We start from the raw sequence: 22,351 nt of genomic DNA on the forward strand, positions 1-22,351 counted from the left end.
GGCCTTGGCACATTTCCTTAGTTCAATCGCAGGTGTAGTTCTTGAACAGACGTCACTTTACTGCGGTCATCTGCTTGGTTAGCAGTACAGTTAGCAAATGCCGCATTCAATGTCGTAGTATAATTGGTTTTGTGCTGCAATGCACCACGACGTAACACCTTCGAATCTTCAATCGCTTGGCGACCTTCGGTGGTATTAACGATATAGCTATACTCGCCATTTTTGATTCTATCAAGAATGTGCGGACGACCTTCGTATACTTTATTTACACGGCGAACCGTAATTCCAGCATCTTCAAGTGCAGCAGCTGTTCCACCTGTTGCATCTAGCTCAAAACCAAGGTCTGTCATGGTTTTAGCTAGTTCTACAATACGTGGCTTATCGCTATTACGTACAGATAGTAACGCGCGACCACCACGTGGTAAAGTGTTGCTTGCACCTAATTGTGCTTTTGCGAACGCTTCGGCGAAAGTATCACCAACACCCATTACTTCACCCGTTGAGCGCATTTCTGGGCCACGGATAGGATCCACACCTTGGAACTTAGCAAATGGCAATACCACTTCTTTTACGCTGTAGTAAGGTGGAATCACTTCTTTAGTAATGCCTTGGCTTGCTAAAGATTGACCCGCCATACAACGTGCCGCTACTTTTGCAAGTGCTACACCCGTTGCTTTAGATACAAATGGAACTGTACGTGCTGCACGTGGGTTTACCTCAATTAGATACACTTTGCCATCTTTAACCGCAAACTGTGTATTCATCAAACCAACTACGCCAAGCTCAAGTGCCATATCAGTTACTTGCTTACGCATTACATCTTGTACTTCTTGCGTTAGCGAGTGAGCTGGTAATGAACACGCTGAGTCACCAGAGTGAACGCCCGCTTGTTCAATATGCTCCATGATGCCGCCGATGATGACTTGCTCGCCGTCGCAAATTGCGTCAACGTCAACTTCTATTGCGTTATCTAAGAAACGGTCTAGTAATACTGGCGCTTCATTTGATGCAGATACGGCTTCGGTCATGTAACGACGTAAGTCTTGCTCATCGTATACAATTTCCATCGCACGACCACCAAGTACATAAGATGGGCGAACAACCAGTGGGAAACCAATCTCAACTGATTTAAGTAGTGCTTCTTCAGTAGAGGTAACCGTCGCATTTTCTGGTTGCAGTAGGTCTAAACGCTCAACAAGTTGTTGGAAACGCTCACGGTCTTCTGCACGGTCAATGGCATCTGGTGAAGTACCAATTACAGGCACGCCGTTAGCTTCAAGCTCACGCGCTAGTTTAAGTGGTGTTTGACCACCGTACTGCACGATAACGCCTTTTGGCTTTTCAACACGTACAATTTCTAGTACGTCTTCAAGGGTAATTGGTTCGAAGTATAAACGATCAGATGTGTCGTAATCGGTAGAAACCGTTTCAGGGTTACAGTTAACCATGATGGTCTCGTAGCCGTCTTCGCGAAGCGCAAGGGCTGCGTGTACACAACAGTAATCAAATTCAATACCTTGGCCGATACGGTTAGGACCGCCACCAATTACCATGATTTTATCACGGTCAGATGCGTTAGCTTCACATTCTTCATCGTAAGATGAGTACATGTAAGCAGTATCTGAGCTAAATTCTGCGGCGCATGTATCAACGCGTTTGTACACAGGTACAATATTGAGTTGATGACGCTTTTTACGAATTTCAGCTTCTGACACACCAGCAATTTCTGCAATACGCGGATCTGCAAAGCCTTTGCGTTTAAGTTTACGCAAGAAGTCTGCATTTAAGCCGGCCATACCGACTTCTGAAATTTTAGCTTCATCTTTTAAGATATCTTCAATTTGTACTAAGTACCAAGGGTCAATCTTAGTCAGTTCAAACACATCTTCAACACTCATACCATGGCGCATTGCATCGGCAATGTACCAAATACGCTCTGCACCTGGCTCACGTAATTCACGTATGATTTTTTCTTTTGCTTTCGGGTCGTCAAGCGCCACAATTGGGTTAAAGCCCGTTGCGCCTACTTCTAAACCACGTAATGCTTTTTGTAATGACTCTTGTTGGTTACGGCCAATCGCCATTACTTCGCCTACTGATTTCATTTGCGTTGTTAAACGGTCGTTTGCACCGGCAAATTTTTCAAAGTTAAAGCGAGGAATTTTTGTTACCACGTAATCGATTGAAGGTTCAAACGATGCTGGTGTTTTACCGCCAGTAATATCGTTTTGAAGCTCATCAAGTGTGTAACCTACAGCCAATTTTGCTGCAATTTTAGCAATTGGGAAACCCGTTGCTTTAGACGCCAATGCAGATGAACGTGATACACGTGGGTTCATTTCAATGATAACCATGCGGCCATCAACAGGGTTTACACCAAATTGTACGTTTGAACCACCGGTTTCAACACCAATTTCACGTAAAACCGCCATAGAGGCGTTACGCATGATTTGGTATTCTTTGTCGGTTAATGTTTGTGCTGGCGCAACCGTAATTGAGTCACCAGTGTGCACACCCATTGGGTCAAAATTTTCAATAGAACAGACGATAATACAGTTGTCTTTTTTGTCACGAACAACTTCCATTTCGTATTCTTTCCAACCAATTAACGACTCATCAATTAGTAACTCGCTGGTTGGTGAAAGGTCTAAACCGCGTTCACAGATTTCTTCAAACTCTTCCATGTTGTAAGCCACACCGCCACCGGTGCCGCCCATTGTGAAAGAAGGGCGAATAATACACGGTAAGCCGATACGGGTCATGGTATCGCGAGCTTCATCCATTGTATGGGCAATTTCAGCACGTGGACATTCAAGGCCGATGTTACGCATAGCAACATCAAAACGTTCACGGTTCTCTGCTTTATCGATTGCATCCGCCGTTGCGCCAATAAGCTCAACGCCATGCTTAGCCAATACACCGTGCTTGTCTAAATCAAGCGCACAGTTTAATGCTGTTTGGCCGCCCATAGTTGGCAGTACAGCATCTGGCTTTTCTTTTTCAATAATTTTTTCTACCACTTCCCAGTGAATTGGTTCGATGTATGTTGCATCGGCCATTTCTGGGTCAGTCATTATAGTGGCTGGGTTTGAGTTAACGAGTATAACTCTATAGCCTTCTTCTCTAAGTGCTTTACACGCTTGAGCACCAGAGTAGTCAAATTCACAAGCTTGACCAATTACAATTGGGCCTGCGCCTAAGATAAGAATGCTTTTTATGTCGGTACGTTTTGGCATTATTACTCCGGTTAAATTAGTGGTTACGCGCTTGCATCAAATCGATGAAGTGGTCAAATAATGGGGCTGCATCGTGCGGGCCTGGGCTTGCTTCAGGGTGACCCTGGAAGCTAAACGCTGGTTTATCTGTACGATGAATACCTTGCAATGTGCCGTCAAATAACGATTTATGCGTTGCACGTAAGTTATCTGGTAATGTGGCTTCATCTGCAGCAAAACCGTGGTTTTGTGCAGTGATCATTACAACATCACGGTCAAGATCTTTAACTGGGTGGTTACCACCATGGTGGCCAAACTTCATTTTTACTGTTTTAGCGCCTGAGGCAAGCGCTAGTAGTTGATGCCCTAAACAAATACCAAAAATTGGCGTGTCGGTTTCTAAAAAGGTTTTAATTGCATCAATGGCGTAAGTACATGGCTCAGGATCGCCAGGGCCGTTTGATAAGAAAATACCATCTGGGTTTAAAGCAAGTACGTCAGCGGCAGAGGTTTGTGCTGGAACAACAGTCAGTTTACAGCCACGATCAACAAGCATACGTAAGATATTACGTTTAACACCAAAGTCATAGGCTACAACATGAAACTTTTCATCATCAGCGTGTAAGGTTTTAAACCCCTCGCCTAATGTCCAGCTTGATTCGCGCCACTCAAAATTTTCCTTGGTTGAGACAACTTTTGCTAAATCCATGCCTTTTAAGCCTGGGAAGGCTTGCGCGGCTTCGAGCGCTTTTTTCTCGTCTAGTTCGTCACCAGCAACAATACAGCCATTTTGTGCGCCTTTATCACGCAAAATACGGGTTAGTTTTCTGGTGTCGATGTCCGCAATACCTAAAATATTACGTTCTTTTAAGTAATCATCTAACGATTGCTCGTTACGAAAATTACTTGCTAGCAGTGGCAAATCACGGATCACTAGGCCTTTCGCCCATATATGACTCGCTTCTTCGTCTTCGCTGTTGGTACCCGTATTACCGATATGTGGGTACGTCAAAGTTACGATTTGTTCCGCGTACGATGGATCAGTCAAAATTTCTTGATAACCAGTCATAGACGTATTGAATACTACTTCACCGACTGACATGCCGTCAGCGCCGATTGCAGTACCGCGAAACACTGTGCCGTCTTCTAGGACTAACAGAGCGGATTTAGTCAAGTTAAACCTCCTAACAGTAAAAAACGGGAGTAAGCAAATTGCTTAACACCCCGCCAATACCCAAATAATTGGTCAAAACCTGATTTCTGTGAGCTTAAATTGTTTTACGCAGTCTTAAATGATGCCGATGTAAACCACTAAACCTTCATTCATTTTTCTTGCCTAAAACTCTTTTCATTCCCACACAAACCCCGGTTTTGCTAACCATATGAGTATAATTGGAAACACGCATTTAGTAATTTTTGGCAAATTGGCTGTATTTTACATGAAGTTGGCTTTTAGGTCTAACGCTAATTAGTAAATTGCAATAAATAAGTGGTTATACCAAAAAAACATCTCAAAGCGTTAAAAAAGGAACTTAACTACTTTAAATCTAGCACATCTTGCATATCATAAAGTCCTGCTGGTTTATTTTTCAACCACTGCGCAGCTCTTATAGCACCTAGTGCGAAGGTCATTCGCGAACTGGCTTTATGGGTTAATTCAAGTCTTTCACCCATTGTAGCGAAGTAGGCCGTATGTTCACCTACTATATCGCCGCCTCTTAGCACCGAATAGCCAATTTCATTTTGTGATTTGGCCTGCTCTATGTTGTTACGATCATAAACAGCAACCTCATCATGATCCCACCCTTTTGCCTGTGCAATCGACTCGCCAATAGCTAATGCTGTACCCGATGGCGCATCGATTTTATGGCGATGATGCGCTTCAAAAATTTCAATATCTAAATCATCGCCTAATTTTGTCGCTGCTGTTTGTACTAAGTTAAGCAGCAAATTTACACCCACGCTATAGTTACGCGCAAATACGATCGGGATATGTTTAGCGGCATCGGTTAATAGAGCCATATCATCGTTAGTTAAGCCAGTGGTGCCAATTACCATAGGTGTTTTTTGCGCAACGGCTGTTTTTAAGTGATTTTTCATGCCTTGTGGAAGAGTAAAGTCTATTAACACATCGACATTTTCAACCTGTTGCTCACTGCTAAAGTGAATGTCTTTTGCAGCTAGACTATTAAGTTGATTAACCGATAGACCTACTAACTCAGACTGACTGCGTACATAGGCCGCCGCTAATTGTGAATTTTTATTGATTGTTGCTGCTTCTATAAGTGCCAGCCCCATACGGCCATTCGCACCAAACACACCTACTCGATTCATCTTTTTACAACCTATGTATTTTTTAGTTAGCTAGATTTTATCTAAAACTCATGTAATAGTCAGGAAAGCTTATAAAAAAGCTTCGATTATTTTAGGGTCTGTTGACCTTTGCGGATTAAAATTTGTTCAAACTAGGAGCGGTTTAATCGTGGCGCGAGGTTTGTAACCTAGTGGGCTAAGTAAAAACCGAGCAACAAAGAGTAAATCGCCCCTAGGCAGAACCCTTCGGGCAGCGCCTGTTTGGCATTGATGCTGCGTTATCGCCTATTTATGGGGAACAACCACACCACATAGGCTCTGCCTTGCCTAAATACCAAACAGACTGCTGCAAATTTAACCTTGAAAGATCAACAGACCCTCATAATAATAACAGATAGTCTTTGCATTTAGCCATCTATACATTTAAACTTCTTTTTTGCGCCGATTTGGTCTTTGGCTTGCGGGCGCTGTTGAGTTACTTATCTGGTTAGATAGTAAAACAAACAACTAAATTCAGCTAAAAGAGGGATGCTTTGGCTGTTAAGTATATCAATCGGTTTCGATTGCTATGAATAATTAATGAGGATTATGATGCAGCCATCATTTGATAAAAATAAAGCAAGATTTTCTTTGCTACCCCTACTCACCTTTGTTGCTATTTTTTTAGGCTCTGGCTTATATTTGCAATCTCAAGGGGTTGATTATGCATTTTATCAACTCCCAGCACCGGTCGCTATTTTACCTGCGATTGTTTTAGCCTTTATTTTAAATAAAGCCAGTATTAATCAAAGTGTAGAAACCTTTATTAAAGGTGTGGGTAATAACAACATTATTACTATGTGTCTTATCTATTTATTAGCAGGTGCTTTTTCTGCGGTTGCAGGAGCGACTGGTGGTGTTGACGCGGTTGTTAATGCTGGTCTCTCTCTTATTCCCCCTTCATTATTACTGCCCGGCTTATTTTTAATTGCAGCGGTTATCTCTACTGCAATGGGCACGTCAATGGGAACTATAGGAGCTATTGGCCCAATTGCTTATGCAGTATCAATGAAAACAGGGATTGATCCCGCATTAATGGCAGGTACCATTGTATCTGGCGCCATGTTTGGTGATAACCTATCAATAATTTCTGACACTACGATTGCTGCTACCCGAACGCAAGGTTGTGAAATGAAAGATAAGTTTAAAGAAAATCTTAAAATTGCGATTCCAGCCGCTATCCTTACTATTGCACTGTTGTTATTTTTAACGCCAGCTGCGCAAGTTGTTGAAACAAAAGACTATGATATTTTATTAGTGCTTCCTTACGCCTTTATTTTAGTACTGGCAGTAATGGGCTTTAATGTGTTTGTAGTACTATTAAGCGGTATTGTGTTTGCCGCATTGATGGGCTTTACCGGCAGCTATGAAGGCGCCAGTTTTGTAAAAGATATTTACCAAGGTTTTAGCGATATGCAGGAAATATTTTTACTGTCTATGTTTATTGGTGGGCTCTCTGAGTTTATTCGTATTAACGGCGGCCTCGACTACATCGCGCAAAAAATTCAAGCTATTACTAAGGTCATTGCAAAATGGCATCGCAAGGTAGCGGATCAGTTAGGTATAGCTGCATTAGTGCTAACCAGCAACATGTGCATTGCTAACAACACAGTATCTATTATTGTAACAGGTCCGATTGCTAAGAAGCTGGCTGACGATGGCGAAATTAGTGGTAAACGTTCTGCCAGTTTATTAGATATTTTTGCCTGTGTAACCCAAGGTTCATTACCCTATGGCGCACAAGCACTATTGCTTGGTGCTACATTTAAAATAAGTCCATGGGAAGTATCAACATCATCTTACTACTGCTTTATTTTAGCCTTTACTGCTATTGCGGTTATTTGTTTACGTCGTAATAAAGCTTAAATTTTCTTTAAACAGTGTATTAGCCACATGCTAGTACACTGTTTATGACAATAAATAATTAACAAATTAACCGTGTTTGCTATACTGTAACATTCAGCGTGTCACATAAAATATGGTTATGAAAATTAAAAACTTACTTCCTCTCGTTGCACTAAGTGCGTGTGCCTTAAGTTCAACAGCTACCGCAGCTAATTGGAGCAGCACTGCGCTTCATATTAACAACGGTAATCATAAAAACCCGTTCACTGAACAAAAATCAAGCACAACGGTTTATTCATTGCAACATGCTTCAGGCCATGACTATGGCGATAACTTTTTCTTTATTGATTATAGTACTGATAGCAATGACGATAACTATCAAGATCAAGACTTTTACTTTGAAGGTTATTCAAACTTAAGCTTATCTGCCGTTATGGACGAAAAAGTGGCTTCAGGGGCACTTTTAGATGTTGGCTTAACCATGGGTATAAATGCTGCAGGCGATGCTAAAGTTGTTAAATATTTGCCGGGTGTAAAATTAAATTGGGATGTGCCTGGTTTTAATTTCTTCTCAACCCTTGTGACTGCCTACATAGATGATAGTGAAGGTGTTGCAAAAGGCGGTGCACCTATTGAAACTAACAGCTGGATGTTTGACGTTGCTTTTGAATATCCATTTATGATTGGCTCACAAAAATTTAGTGTAAAAGGCCATGCGGAATATATTGCTGAGCGTGAAGATGAGTTTGGTAATGACGTACGCGCTTGGTTTTTAGCTCAACCTATTATTGTTTGGGATATGGGCCATGCGCTAGAAATGAAAGAAAACACCTTACTGTTAGGTATGGAGTGGCAGTACTGGCATAACAAACTTGGTACAGATGTTACAGAGTCAGTTCCACAAGTACACATAGAGTGGACTTTTTAATAATTAAATACTTAACTATTAAAAAATAAAACCTGTCATTAGACAGGTTTTTTTATGGTTGATTACAACTTACACTGCGGATTTTTACCTTGTGCTTTAGCTATTTTTTGCTCACTAAGCGCTTTACTCATTTGCGATTGTAAATTTGCAATACGGCTTGTTGGTGCTGGGTGAGTTGATAAAAACTCTGGCGTTGCCCCACTGCCCGCTTGACTCATATTTTGCCAAAGCGTAACAGACTCTTTAGGGTTGAAACCTGCTTGCGCCATTAAATCTAAACCAATAACGTCAGCTTCTGTCTCATGTGAACGACTAAACGGTAAAACCACACCATATTGAGCGCCAAGACCAAGCCCTTGCATAATTTCATTGCGGTATTGCACGTTGCCCATTTCAAGCGCCGCACTGCCCACTTTCATTCCGGTTTGTAAAATAGAGCTTTGTGAAACACGTTCATTTGAGTGCTCTGCAATCACATGACCAACTTCATGACCTAAAACAGTTGCAAGCTGATCTTGGTTTGTAGCAATTTTTAATAGCCCAGTGTGCACGCCAATATAACCGCCGGGCAGTGCAAATGCATTGGCTGATTCATCTTCAAATACTACCACTTCCCAGTTTTGAGATGCATAATCTGTAGGAAGCACGGCTACTACTTTGTCAGCAATACAATTGACGTAACTGTTTACTTTTGGGTCTTTATTTACCGGCTGATTTTTTTTCATTTGGGCAAAACTGGCAGTGCCCATTTGACTCATTTGTTGATCTGAATAAAGCGCAATCTGTGTGCGTCCAGTTGGTGATGTTTTACAACCTACTAATACAGCACTGGCAAGTACTGCCAAAACCAATTTCTTCATTATGTTACCCTAGATCATTGTTTTATTAAGTATAGAATAGCAAACGCGGTGTTAGTTTAAAATCTTTGCTTTTTGCGATTAAACAATTAAGTTAGCAGGCAAACTAAGTTTATCCAACGCCATTGCCCTGCTATACTGCCCAACCTATATTCGTTGTTTTGAGTTTTTAAATGAGCGCTTCGGCTTCTTCTTTTAATACCCGTATTTTATTGCCTTTATTAGCCAGTATTGTGGCAATCACGCCTTTAGCCATCGATATGTACTTACCGGCTATGCTGGTAATTGCTAACGATCTCAATACTAGTATGCCAAATGTTCAAATATCGTTGAGTATCTATTTAGCAGGTTATGCATTGGGAATGTTATTTTTTGGCCCCATAGCCGATCAAATTGGCAGGCGTAAACTTGCACGAATAGGACTCAGTTTATTCGGCTTAAGTTCACTCGCATTAGCATTTACCACTGAAGTGCATACTTTTTGGGTGTTAAGAGCGGTACAGGCATTTACTGGAGCAGCTGCCACAGTTGTGGTTCCGGGGATTATTAGGCACATATATCAAAAAAATACCGCTAAGGGTATGTCGTATGTGTCTATGATTATGATGATAGCGCCTTTGCTTGCCCCCTCTATCGGCTCAATTATTTTAGGCTTTTCACTGTGGTCGACTATTTTTATTGTTTTAGCGGCTTATAGCTTTGTAATTTTACTTTTTGTGCAACGTTATTTAATTGATATTCCGATATTTAAAAATGATCGTAAAGGGTTATCGCTTTTCTTTTCAAGTTACAAAGTTGTATTGAGCAACCCGCATGCTCGCGCTGATATTTTAAGCTCGATGTTTGTGTCGTTTGGCTTTTTTTGCTTTTTAACCTCGGTTCCTTATATTTACCTCGACTTATTTAAAGTATCAGAGCAATTGTTTGGTCTGCTATTCGCTTTTAATGTAATGGCGCTGATGTTTGGTAACTTTTTAAACACTCGCGTAGTACCACGTATTGGCTCACGAAAAATGCTTTATTACGGCTTAATATGTGGCTTTATCTCTGGCACAGCATTACTCAGCTTTAGTGTATTACATTCATCGCTTTACTTTATTGTTGCGGCTATTGCTCCGTTGATGATGAGCTTAGGCATAATAGCGAGTAACGCAGATTCATTAATTTTGATGAAGTTTGAGCAAAATACAGGAACTGCAACGGCGGTTATCGGCACGTTACGTTTTGGTAGTGGCGCATTAGTAGGCCCAATATTAGCGGTAATACACGCAAAAAGTGCGATTCCATTTTCAAGTTTAATGTTTAGCGCGGTGGTACTTACAATACTGGTGCAGTTACTACATTATTTTAAAGACAAAAAAAATGCCTCATATTGAGGCATTTTTTAAATCATAGTCTTAGTTAAGCGTCAGCGGCTTTAGATACCATTACCATTGCAGGGCGTAATAAACGACCGTTTAACGTATAGCCTTTTTGCATTACCGCAAGAACAGTATTAGGAGTTACATCGTTGCTTGGTTGGATTGACATTGCTTGATGAAACTCTGGGTTAAACTGCTCACCTTGAGGGTTTACAATTTCAACACCAAATTTAGCTACCGCGTCGTTAAAGCTTTTCACTGTCATATCAATGCCTTCAAGTAAAGGCTTAAGCGTTTCATTTTCTTTATCAGAAAACTCAATAGCACGTTCTAAGTTATCTATAACAGGGAGTAATTCATTAGCAAACTTTTCTAGTGCAAATTTGTGTGCTTTTTCTACATCTTGTGCAGCGCGACGACGCATATTGTCCACATCTGCAGCAGCGCGAACTACGCTATCTTTTTGATTTGCAATAGTTTGCTTTGCAGTTTCAAGCTCGGCATATAACATAGCAATTTCTGCCTCAGGGCTTTGCTCTTGCTCGGCATGTTGCTCAGCTGCTTCAACTGCCGCCTCAACATCGGCTTCCATTTGCGTCACTTCTTCGTTCAGTTCTACTTCTTGCTCTGGGTTTTGTGTCTGCTCAGACATAAAATATACGCTCCAATTCTTTACAACTGCGGTAATTATGGGGATTGAATAAAAAGATTCAAGAGCTCAATGGCTCTAATAATTTAAATTCTTGGATTATTTTCTCTAATTGCGCTGATTTTGGACAAATAACACAAAAACGACTTTGATATTCTTGATTTTGAAAATACGGCACACTGATCACTATAAGATCATCACAGGAGCTAAAAGGTAAGTTTTCGGCACTAAGAATGGAGACCCCATTTTTGAAAACGAGTTTATCTTCAACAAAATTTAAGAATGACACACCAATATTGAGACTTTGCTCACAGTCTATTTTCTTATAAAGGTAATTTTCCCCAACAACAATGCTGTTATCTGAGCCTAATTTTTGGCTCAGTTCACGCGTCCATTGAGTTAAAGAATCATGACAATTACGTGGTGCCGTATTGGCCATTGCCTGCATCCGATAAAGGCCTTCGATTAAAGATTGTTGACTAAAAACCGTGTTGAGCCAAGTCGCAAATTCATAACGTTGACTATCGCTTGGATCATGGGGCTTATTAATACAAATATTGTGGCTCTGCCCTGCTCTATCTAAGAGTAAAATAAGCCAGTTGTTTGCATCAAAGTCGAGCACTTCTACCCTAAATACCTGCTGTGTTCTAACCTGCGGTAGCCCCACACAACAACACACTTGGTAACGTTGACTCAAGCCATGCGCTAGCTCAACCAATTGTCCCTGCTCAGGTTGCCAATAATTAGCAATATCATTGAGCGTAAAAAACTCATCAAACCAATAGTCAAACCCATCATTGGTTGGCACTCGGCCAGCCGATGTATGTGGTGAATACAACAAGCCTATTTTTTCAAGGCGCGCCATCGCGTTACGAACAGTAGCAGAGCAAACCGCCATACCTTTTTGCTTTGCAATTTTTGTTGACGGCACAGGTAAGCCATCGCCATTACAGTACATACTCATAACAGCGGCAAATATTTGCTGATCTCGTGGGTTTAGTTTCATGTTATCTACATCTTTATGCATAGTTATTATATCGGGGCTAAGCATTATTATTTCAAGTATAAAAAATACAATAAATCTAAATTTTACAGTGAATTAATTAAATCCGCTGGGTATTACTAAAATCCATGTTTTCAAACACTTCTGTTTTAGGTTACTCTACAAATATTAGAACTTTCAGTGTATTTATTATGGACTCTCCCTTTAATACTATCGGCTTGATTGGTAAGCCAAATCACCCTAATGCAGCCGCTACTTTACAACGATTACATACGTTTTTATTAGCTTTAGGCTTTGAGGTGATTGTTGAAAAACGTACAGGGAGTCAACTTAGTGATGTACCGAGCGACAAACTCGTAAAGCTCGTTGATTTAGGCGAGCGTGCCGACTTAGCGATTGTGGTCGGGGGCGATGGCAACATGCTTGGTGCTGCACGGGTTCTCGCCCGCTTTGATATAGCCGTAATTGGTGTAAATAGAGGTAATTTAGGCTTTTTAACCGATTTAAATCCGGAAGGGTTTGAGGGCAGTTTAGAGCAGGTACTCAGCGGCGATTACATTGAAGAAAAACGTTTTCTATTAGAAGTTGAAGTGTATCGACATAACGAACTTAAAAGCGCTAATTCTGCCGTAAACGAAGCAGTGCTCCATGCTGATAAAGTAGCACACATGATTGAGTTTGAAGCCTTTATTAACGATGATTTTGTATTTTCACAACGCTCCGATGGATTAATTGTATCAACACCAACAGGGTCAACGGCCTATTCTTTATCGGGCGGTGGGCCTATTTTAACACCGGAGCTCAATGCAATGTCACTGGTTCCGATGTTTCCACATACTTTATCAAGCCGCCCTTTAGTGGTTGATGCTGATAATGAAGTGCGTTTAAAGCTTAGTTTAGAGAATACGGATAGTTTACAGGTAAGCTGTGACAGTCATGTTGTACTCGCTGTATTACCTGGTGATGAAGTCGTTATACGCAAAGCAGATAAAAAGTTACGCTTAATTCACCCCAAAAATTACTCTTATTATAATGTGCTACGTAAAAAGCTTAATTGGGGTAGTCGTCTATACTAGTTTGAACGAATTTTAATCTGAAAAAATCATTAGCCCCTAATTTTATTGCCAAACATGCAACTTTAGCGCAAAATAATGGACTAGAAATTTTAAATATTATCAGGAAAAAGTAGTAATGAATTATGTAGTATTTCTTGCTTTATTATTATTAATTACCCTACTTGGCAGTTACATGCTAATTGAGAGTAATCGAAAAAAAACCATTGAAGCAAAGAAAAAGCTGTTTAACGAGCGCGTAGCAAGTACTCAATCACGTTTAAAAATAAAACTAAACGAGCTACTTGATGCAAAAGTAATCAGTGCTAAGCACCTTCCTCGAATTCAAGCCGTTGTTAGTAACTTTTTTGTGGTACAGCCTCACACCGATGAAAATTTAGTTAAGTTGGAATCGTTATGTGACCAACTTATTAATATACTTAATGAAGAACTTATAAAGACCTATAAAAGTAACAATAGCCAAGCATTTGCCGACAGCACTCAATATTTTATAGCAGAGTTGCCAGCTCAAGGTATTTTATACAATAAAAATTTCTACCAAGAAGTCCTTCCTACGTTAATTTTAAAGTTGAAAACTGAAGACAATATACAACCAGTTGATAATATTGATCTTAACGATGAAACCCTCCCTATTGATGAAGAAAAAAAACACTAATTGACCCCAGCCTTGCTTAAAATATAGAAATTTAATTTGCAATAAACCAAAACACTGTATAAATTAACAGTTAATTGACTGGATGGATGAACAGTATGTTAATTGGTTTAGAAATTAAAAATTTTGCAATTGTAAGTAATTTAAGCACTGAATGGCATTCGGGCATGACAGCTATTACCGGTGAAACGGGTGCGGGTAAATCAATCGCTATTGATGCGTTATCACTGTGCCTTGGAGAAAGAGCAGAAGCATCTGCTGTGCGCCCAGGCACTGATAAAGCCGAGGTAAGTGCGCAATTTGATTTAACCAATCTGCCATACGCTCATGCCTTTTTAGAAGAGAATTTGCTTAATAATGACGATAACGAATGTCTACTTCGTCGAGTTGTTTGTAAAAATGGCCGCAGCAAAAGCTATATTAATGGTAGCCCAGTAACCGCTGCACAGCTAAAAGAATTAGGCCAATATTTAATTTCTATACACGGTCAACATGCACATCAGCATCTATTAAAAGCAGAGCACCAATTACAGCTACTTGATGCCTACGCCGGACACCAAAATTTAGTTAATGCTGTCAGCGAACGCTATAAACGTTATGCTGACTTACAAAAAGAATTTAAACAATTAGAACATCAACAGCAACAACAAGCTGCGCAGAAACAGTTATTAGAATACCAAGTAGCTGAACTTGATGAATTTGCCTTGCAAACAGGTGAATTTGAACAAATAGAAGCAGAGCATTATAAGCTCAGTAATAGTCAAACTATTTTGCAATCTTGTCAGCGCGAGCTACAACACTTATACGAAAGTGATGAGCAAAATGCGTGCTCTCTTTTACAACACAGCGCGCAACAATTTAATGAACTTGCACATTATGATGAAACCCTGGCCAATGTAGCAGCATTACTGACAGAAGCGGCGGTTCAAGTTGAAGAAGCAAGCAGAGAAATACGCAATTATACTGAACAAGCTGACTTAGATCCTACTCGCTTAACGGAAGTAGAAAACAGACTTAGTGGCGCTATGGATTTAGCAAGAAAACACCATATAAAGCCACAAGAGCTCGTTGAGTTTCATCAAAATGTAACACAAGAACTAGACTCTATAAGCAGTAATAGTTCACGCCTCGAACAGCTTGAAGGTGAAATTGCAGCAGCTCTTGAAGATTATCAAACGGCTAGTGAGGAATTAAGTGCCAGCCGTCATCAATACGCTAATACACTTAATGGCTTGATCAGCGAAAGCATGGCTAATTTATCTATGGAAAATGGCGTTTTTGAAATAGCCCTTACAGCACATACCGATCGCTCTCCAAACAGCTTAGGTTTTGATAATGTATCGTTTTTAGTATCAACAAACCCAGGGCAACCATTGCAACCTTTAGCAAAAGTAGCCTCTGGTGGTGAGCTATCACGCATTAGTTTAGCTATTCAGGTTATTATTGCCCAAAAAGTCACGACTCCTACGCTTATATTTGATGAAGTGGATGTCGGTATTTCTGGCCCAACAGCCGCTGCCGTTGGTAAACTACTGCGCCAATTAGGTAAATCGACACAAGTAATTTGTGTAACTCATTTACCGCAAGTGGCTAGTAGTGCTCATCAGCAATTTTTTGTTGCCAAAGAAATCGCTAATGGTGAAACATTTACGCATATGCTGGCATTGAATAAAGATGGCAGGGTTAATGAAATTGCGCGTTTGCTGGGTGGTGATAACATTAGCAAAACAGCTAAAGCAAATGCGAAAGAGCTTATAAAAGCGCACGGATAAAATTATACATTTATAGTGCGTTACCTTGATACGGTGAGGATACCTTGATGCAAACAACGGTCATTTATTTTGGCTTAGCAATTAACTGGCTACTACTTACAGTTAGTGTACTTTTAGCCATGTTTAGCAAGTTTAAACATACACAATTTAAACAAGGCTTATATCGTTTTTTAAATATGGCATTGATTGTACATATTGTTATTGCTGTTATGTTAGTTTTTAGAAGTACCTCAATAAATGGGTTAATAACATTGAGCTGGTTAGTGATTGCCTTACAACTTGTTTGTAATTTTATTTGTTATAAAAGTGTGAAACGTCGACAAGCCAGAGTGAAACCGAGCCTTGATCACTTCTCGATGGATTAAATAACAGCACGTTTAAAAATGCCCGCAATCTATGTATAGCGGGCATTTTTATATGTAAAATCTCATAATTGTTAATAGCTAGGTCAAAACCTGCGATCCTTTTTTATATACCTTAAACACCGACTATGTAAACCATAAATACTTACCCTTGTTTGTAAAACTGAGGGAATAAAAAAGCAAACCCGAAGGTTTGCTTTTGACTCCATTCTAACAAAAGAATCTCTTACACTTTTAAATAATCCATAATGCCTTCTGCAGCATTACGTCCCTCAAATATAGCGGTAACCACCAAATCTGAACCACGAACAATATCGCCTCCAGCAAATATTTTAGGGTTGGTAGTTTGATGGGTAAATTCACCTTGCTCAGGTGCATTGATGCCGCCCCAGTTGTTAATTTCTACGTCGTATTTTTCTAACCAGTCCATTTTATGAGGCTTAAAGCCAAATGCCATAATCACTTGTGTGGCTTCAATTATATGCTCTGATCCGGGGACTTCTTCAGCACGACGACGGCCGTTTTCATCTGCCTCACCAAGCTGAGTTTTTACCATTTTAACGCCAGCGACTGCGCCTTTGTCATTAAGGACAATCCCTTTTGGCTGAACGTTATAAGTAAAAATCACGCCCTCTTCTTTGGCATTTTTTACTTCACGTTTTGAGCCAGGCATGTTTTCTTCATCACGACGGTACGCACAGGTCACCTTTAATGCATTATGACGAATGGATGTTCGCACGCAATCCATTGCAGTATCACCACCACCTAGCACAACGACTTTTTCATTTGCCATATCAATACACGCTTGCTTAGACTCATCGTAGCCCATTACGCGGTTGGTGTTACCAATTAAGAATGGCAGTGCATCATGCACACCCGGAGCATCTTCGTTTTCAAGCCCCGCACGCATACTCTGATAAGTCCCCACTCCCAAAAATACAGCGTCATATTCATTAAGTATTTCATCCATGCTAATGTCTTTACCCACTTCGACATTAAGCTTAAATTCAACACCCATTTCAGTAAATATTTCGCGACGTTTTTGCATGACTTCTTTTTCTAATTTAAAAGAAGGAATACCAAAGGTTAACAGTCCACCAATTTCTGGGTGACGGTCAAAGACCACTGGCTTAACGCCGTTGCGTACTAAAATATCAGCACAGCCTAACCCTGCGGGTCCTGCGCCGATAATCGCCACTTTTTTATCAGTCCATGTCACATAGGACATGTCTGGCTTCCAGCCCATTTTGAACGCGGTATCGGTGATGTACTTTTCAATATTACCGATTGTTACCGCACCAAACTCTTCATCTAATGTACATGAGCCTTCACATAAGCGATCTTGCGGGCATACTCTTCCACACACCTCAGGTAAACTGTTAGTACGGTGTGATAGCTCAGCAGCCTCTAAAATGCGCCCTGTACGGATCAGTTTTAACCATTGTGGAATGTAGTTATGTACTGGACATTTCCACTCACAATAAGGGTTACCGCAATCAAGACAACGATCTGCCTGTGAATTAACCTGATTTTCTGAAAAGGGCTCATAAATTTCTACGAACGATTTTTTACGTGACGAGATTGGTTTTTTGCGTGGGTCTACACGCTGCACGTCTATAAATTGATATACATTTTCGCTCATACTGCCCCCTTATTGCGCTTGAACACGTAGTTCGGCGCTACTGCGAGCACGGTGCCCGAGTAAACTTTTTACGTCACTTGATTTAGGTTTTACTAATTTGAACATCGGTAAATAAAGTTCAAAATTAGCTAAAATAGTTTCTGCTCTGCATGAGCCCGTTAGTTCTAAATGATCAGCAATTAAGCCGCGTAAATGTTCTTGATGTGAACTCAAATCATCTAAAGTAACCACTTCAACCAACTCTGGGTTAATGCGTTTCTCAAAATCACCTCGTTCATCTAAAATGTAAGCGAAACCACCGGTCATACCTGCACCAAAGTTAACTCCTACATTACCAAGTACACATACCACGCCACCTGTCATATATTCACAACCATTATCACCAACGCCTTCAACAACGGCTTGCACACCCGAGTTACGTACAGCAAAACGCTCACCTGCACACCCTGCTGCAAACAATTTACCGCCAGTGGCACCATATAAACAGGTATTACCTACGATTGTTGCTTTGTGACTTTCAAATGACGAACCCAGTGGTGGGCGAATAACTAGCTTACCGCCCGCCATACCTTTACCAACGTAATCGTTGGCATCACCAACTAAAGTCATTTCAAGGCCGCCAGCGTTCCATACACCGAATGACTGACCCGCTGTACCATGAAGTTCAATCACCACGGGATCTGCTGCCATACCTTGATTGCCGTGCTTATCAGCAATATAACCAGAAAGCATAGCTCCTACCGATCTCATCGGTATTACAAATACGACTGACTAATGAAATGCCGCTTGAATTATCAATTGCCTCTTGTGCCTTGCCGAGTAAGCTCTCATTTAACTCACCTAAATAGTGCGAGCTATTTGGTGCACTGCAAAACAAGGTTTCACCCGTTGGATTATTTGGCTGAGCGATAACCGCTGATAAATCTATTTTTTGCTGCTTGGCTGTTTTACCTTCAATGGCTTCGAGTAAATCTAAGCGACCAATCAAATCGGTTAGGTTTGCAACACCTAAACTTGCCATAATTTCACGCGCTTCTTGAGCTATAAACTTAAAGTAGTTCATCGCCATTTCTGGTAAGCCATGATAGTGCTTTTGACGCAATGTATCGTCTTGAGTTGCTACACCGGTAGCACAGTTATTTAAGTGACAAATTCGTAAGTATTTACAGCCTAACGCCACCATAGGTCCGGTACCAAAACCAAAACTTTCAGCGCCTAAAATAGCTGCTTTGATGATATCAAGCCCGGTTTTCAACCCCCCATCTGTTTGCAGACGAATACGATGACGAAGGCCATTTTCGACAAGTGCTTGTTGCGTCTCTGCAAGGCCAAGCTCCCATGGGCTGCCAGCATATTTAACCGAGGTTAAGGGACTTGCACCTGTGCCACCATCGTAGCCTGAAATAGTAATTAAATCGGCATACGCTTTTGCAACACCGGTTGCAATTGTGCCAACGCCCGGTTCAGATACCAGTTTTACTGAAATCAGTGCATTCGGGTTTACTTGCTTTAAATCAAAAATAAGCTGGGCTAAATCTTCAATAGAGTAAATATCATGATGCGGTGGCGGTGAAATTAGTGTCACACCCGGTACCGAGTAACGAAGCTTTGCAATATAGGGCGTTACTTTTTCACCTGGTAACTGCCCGCCTTCACCCGGCTTAGCGCCTTGAGCCACTTTTATTTGGATGACATCCGCACTGCGTAAATAATGAGGCGTTACACCAAATCGACCGGAGGCCACTTGTTTAATCCGTGAATTTTTTTCTGTACCGTAACGTAGTTTATCTTCGCCACCCTCACCAGAATTTGAGCAGCCACCTAAACGATTCATGGCAATTGCGAGTGCTTCATGCGCCTCTGGTGATAATGCACCAATACTCATCGCTGCAGAATCAAAACGTTTATAAAGCTCAGTGGCAGGCTCTACGTCATCAATGCTAATGCCCTTTTCTGGAAGTTTTAAGGCCAACATATCACGCAACGTCGCGACTGGGCGATGATTAACTAGCTTTGCGTACTCACTGTAATCACTGTACTGGCCGCTTCGTACTGCTTTTTGTAACGTTTGAATCACATCAGGGTTGTAAGCATGATACTCGCCGCCGTGAACGTATTTGAATAAACCGCCATGGCTTAATAATTTACGTTTACTAAGCGCCAGTTTATGCAAGCTTTGCTGATCATCATCAAAGTCGCTAAAACACGCCCCTTTTATGCGACTTGCAACGCCCTTAAAACACATCTCAACAATCGCGTCAGATAGACCAACCGCTTCAAACAACATCGAACAACGATATGAAGCCACGGTGCTAATACCCATTTTCGACATGATTTTGTACAAGCCTTTATTAATTGCTTGACGATAAGCCAGTGTCACTTCGCAGTATGACTTATTAATTACCTTGCTATCGCTCATAGCCACCAGTGACTCGTACGCTAAATACGGGTAAATTGCAGTAGCACCAAAACCTAACAATACCGCAAATTGATGCGCGTCACGAACACTGCCGGTCTCAATAATGATGTTAGACTCACAGCGTAAGTTATTATCAACTAAACGCTTTTGTACCGCACCCACCGCCATAGCAGCAGGAATAGGTAATTGATTGTCATCAAAGTTACGATCCGTTAATACGAGCATAATGCAGCCTGATGCTGCTTTTTCTTGCGCTTCATCACAAACACGCTTAACGGCGTTTTCAAGTCCTTCTTCTATGGTGTAAGTAATGTCAATCTTACAGTAACTGTAGTGTGCTTCATCGGCATTGAGTAGTTGCTGCATGTCAGCATACATTAAAATAGGGGTATCAAATTGCAGGCGTTTAGCATGCCCTGTAGTTTCATTAAATACGTTTTGTTCACTGCCAATACACGTTGCCAACGACATTACATGGTTTTCACGTAACGGATCGATTGGCGGATTAGTCACTTGGGCAAACTTCTGGCGGAAATAATCATAGAGTGAACGATGCCCTTCGCTTAGAACGGCAAACGGCGTATCGTCACCCATTGAACCGGTTGCTTCCTGGCCATTTTCACCCATTACACGAATAACGCTATCTAGCTCTTCATTGGTATAGCCAAACATCTTTTGATATTTGGCTAGAGTTGCATCATCGAATGAGCGATTACCTGCATCTTGCTCAGTCAGTGCTTCAAAAGGCGTTAAGCGCTTAACGTTTTCTTCTAACCACGATTTATAGGGATGACGCGATTTTAAATCTTGGTCAATTTCATCTGAGTGCCAAATTTTCCCAAGCTTTGTATCAATAACAAGTAGTTCACCTGGGCCAACGCGTCCTTTTTCGACCACCTCATCAGCGGTGTAATCCCATATTCCCACTTCCGAAGCTAAAGTAATAAAACCATCTTGAGTAATAATATAACGCGCTGGACGCAAACCATTACGGTCTAGGTTACAGGCTGCAAAACGCCCATCAGACATAACAATGCCTGCAGGGCCGTCCCACGGTTCCATATGCATTGAATTAAAATCATAAAACGCACGTAAGTCGTCATCCATAGCTCGATTTTTTTGCCATGCTGGCGGCACTAGCATGCGCATCGCACGGAATAAATCCATACCACCAGCTAAAAATAGCTCCAGCATATTATCGAGACTAGATGAGTCAGACCCTGTTTCATTAACAAACGGCGCTGCGCTTTGTAAATCAGGAATAAGTGGTGAAGCAAATTTATAAGAACGGGCACGTGCCCATTGGCGGTTACCTTCAATAGTATTAATTTCACCATTGTGCGCTAAATAGCGAAATGGTTGTGCTAAAGGCCAGCGAGGCTGTGTGTTTGTAGAGAAGCGTTGATGAAAAACACAAATAGCACTGGTCATGCGAATATCCGCAAGATCAAGATAAAAATTAGGCAAGTCAGCAGGCATCATTAAGCCTTTATATATTGTGACTAGCCCAGATAAGCTCGCAATATAAAATGATTCATCGTCCATTAGACGCTTTTCTGCACGACGACGTGCAACATACAAGCGGCGTTCTAAATCTTTAGAACGCCAACCTTCTGGCGCACTAATAAAAATTTGTTCAAAACCTGGCAATTGTTTTAGAGCAATAGGTCCTAACATTGATGGATCGGTTGGAACTACACGCCAGCCCAAAATATTTAGCGTTTCTTTTTCTAGTTCTTCGCTTAAAACATCTTTGGCTGCTTGTGCTAATACCGGATCAGCATTGAGGAAAATCATCCCAACGGCGTAATTTTTACCTAAATGCCAATTATTCTCAGCAGCAATAGCACGAAAGAAGCTGTCTGGTTTTTGTAATAATAAGCCACAGCCATCACCTGTTTTACCATCAGCAGAAATACCACCGCGATGCTGCATGCGATCTAAACCGGTGATAGCCGTGCGAATGAGTCGGTGACTCGCTTGGTTATTAACTTGGGCTATTAAGCCAAAGCCACAATTATCTTTTTCTAGTTTTGAGTCATATAACATGGACCCCTCCCCTTGCTGCGCTGTTAACGTGGATGAACGGCTCGACGATTTGCTAACAGACGACCAAAATTAGCGTTATTCCACCCTTGAGTCAATATTTTTATGAATACATATTCATTATATTGAATATATTTCAATTTAATAAAAAATTATAAAACAGTGCCAAATATTA

General features: G+C 41.0%; 14 protein-coding genes and 1 pseudogene. 7 read left to right on the forward strand and 8 right to left on the reverse strand.

Annotated elements, in window-relative coordinates:
* Nucleotides 1-17 precede the first annotated feature (17 nt).
* From carB to dapB, 3 genes are all read right to left on the reverse strand, one after another.
* Entirely contained in the window at nt 18-3,236 is a 3,219-nt protein-coding gene (gene carB, locus AB8618_RS09145) for a carbamoyl-phosphate synthase large subunit (RefSeq protein WP_413402351.1), read from the reverse strand.
* 16 nt (nt 3,237-3,252) lie between these two features.
* Nucleotides 3,253-4,389, reverse strand: a complete 1,137-nt coding sequence (gene carA, locus AB8618_RS09150; RefSeq protein WP_008113125.1) for a glutamine-hydrolyzing carbamoyl-phosphate synthase small subunit — start codon at nt 4,387-4,389, stop codon at nt 3,253-3,255.
* Nucleotides 4,390-4,751: 362 nt separating this feature from the next.
* Nucleotides 4,752-5,549, reverse strand: a complete 798-nt coding sequence (dapB, locus tag AB8618_RS09155) for a 4-hydroxy-tetrahydrodipicolinate reductase (protein WP_413402353.1) — start codon at nt 5,547-5,549, stop codon at nt 4,752-4,754.
* Nucleotides 5,550-6,119: 570 nt separating this feature from the next.
* Between dapB and AB8618_RS09160 the strand changes: the two genes are divergently transcribed.
* On the forward strand, nt 6,120-7,433 hold the full coding sequence (locus AB8618_RS09160; protein ID WP_010388632.1) for a Na+/H+ antiporter NhaC family protein: 1,314 nt from the start codon (nt 6,120-6,122) through the stop codon (nt 7,431-7,433).
* A gap of 118 nt (nt 7,434-7,551) precedes the next feature.
* Nucleotides 7,552-8,340, forward strand: coding sequence for a nucleoside-binding protein (locus AB8618_RS09165; protein ID WP_413402355.1), 789 nt, complete (start codon nt 7,552-7,554; stop codon nt 8,338-8,340).
* Nucleotides 8,341-8,402: 62 nt separating this feature from the next.
* Here the strand turns inward: AB8618_RS09165 and AB8618_RS09170 are convergent, their stop codons facing one another.
* Nucleotides 8,403-9,200 carry a M48 family metallopeptidase gene (locus tag AB8618_RS09170; RefSeq protein ID WP_413402357.1) on the reverse strand — a complete coding sequence of 266 codons (798 nt, stop codon included), beginning with the start codon at nt 9,198-9,200 and terminating at the stop codon, nt 8,403-8,405.
* 170 nt (nt 9,201-9,370) lie between these two features.
* Here AB8618_RS09170 and AB8618_RS09175 point away from each other — a divergent pair, with 170 nt between their 5' ends.
* Nucleotides 9,371-10,573, forward strand: a complete 1,203-nt coding sequence (locus AB8618_RS09175; protein ID WP_413402359.1) for a Bcr/CflA family efflux MFS transporter — start codon at nt 9,371-9,373, stop codon at nt 10,571-10,573.
* Nucleotides 10,574-10,598: 25 nt separating this feature from the next.
* On the opposite strand, the gene grpE is transcribed toward AB8618_RS09175, so the two are convergent.
* The gene (gene grpE, locus AB8618_RS09180; RefSeq protein ID WP_413402361.1) at nt 10,599-11,210 is read right to left on the reverse strand and encodes a nucleotide exchange factor GrpE; all 612 of its coding nucleotides are present in this window, start codon (nt 11,208-11,210) and stop codon (nt 10,599-10,601) included.
* Between the two features lie 58 nt (nt 11,211-11,268).
* Nucleotides 11,269-12,234, reverse strand: a complete 966-nt coding sequence (locus tag AB8618_RS09185; RefSeq protein ID WP_413402363.1) for an HrcA family transcriptional regulator — start codon at nt 12,232-12,234, stop codon at nt 11,269-11,271.
* Between the two features lie 167 nt (nt 12,235-12,401).
* Between AB8618_RS09185 and nadK the strand changes: the two genes are divergently transcribed.
* From nadK to AB8618_RS09205, 4 genes are all read left to right on the forward strand, one after another.
* A complete protein-coding gene (nadK, locus tag AB8618_RS09190) occupies nt 12,402-13,286 on the forward strand; it encodes an NAD(+) kinase (protein ID WP_008464501.1) in 885 nt (294 codons plus the stop codon).
* Between the two features lie 115 nt (nt 13,287-13,401).
* The gene (locus tag AB8618_RS09195) at nt 13,402-13,938 is read left to right on the forward strand and encodes a hypothetical protein (RefSeq protein ID WP_409423332.1); all 537 of its coding nucleotides are present in this window, start codon (nt 13,402-13,404) and stop codon (nt 13,936-13,938) included.
* A gap of 95 nt (nt 13,939-14,033) precedes the next feature.
* A complete protein-coding gene (gene recN / locus AB8618_RS09200; protein ID WP_413402368.1) occupies nt 14,034-15,707 on the forward strand; it encodes a DNA repair protein RecN in 1,674 nt (557 codons plus the stop codon).
* A 47-nt stretch (nt 15,708-15,754) separates the two neighbouring features.
* Nucleotides 15,755-16,072, forward strand: coding sequence for a hypothetical protein (locus tag AB8618_RS09205; protein WP_409423334.1), 318 nt, complete (start codon nt 15,755-15,757; stop codon nt 16,070-16,072).
* A gap of 223 nt (nt 16,073-16,295) precedes the next feature.
* Here the strand turns inward: AB8618_RS09205 and AB8618_RS09210 are convergent, their stop codons facing one another.
* Both AB8618_RS09210 and gltB read right to left on the reverse strand, forming a co-directional pair.
* Nucleotides 16,296-17,711 (reverse strand): FAD-dependent oxidoreductase, encoded by a 1,416-nt coding sequence (locus AB8618_RS09210; protein ID WP_413402370.1) that lies wholly within the window; start codon nt 17,709-17,711, stop codon nt 16,296-16,298.
* 9 nt (nt 17,712-17,720) lie between these two features.
* Nucleotides 17,721-22,179, reverse strand: a pseudogene (gene gltB, locus AB8618_RS09215) (glutamate synthase large subunit).
* Between the last annotated feature and the right edge of the window lie 172 nt (nt 22,180-22,351).

It is taken from the genome of Pseudoalteromonas sp. RW-H-Ap-1 (assembly GCF_048318575.1).
Classification (GTDB): domain Bacteria; phylum Pseudomonadota; class Gammaproteobacteria; order Enterobacterales; family Alteromonadaceae; genus Pseudoalteromonas.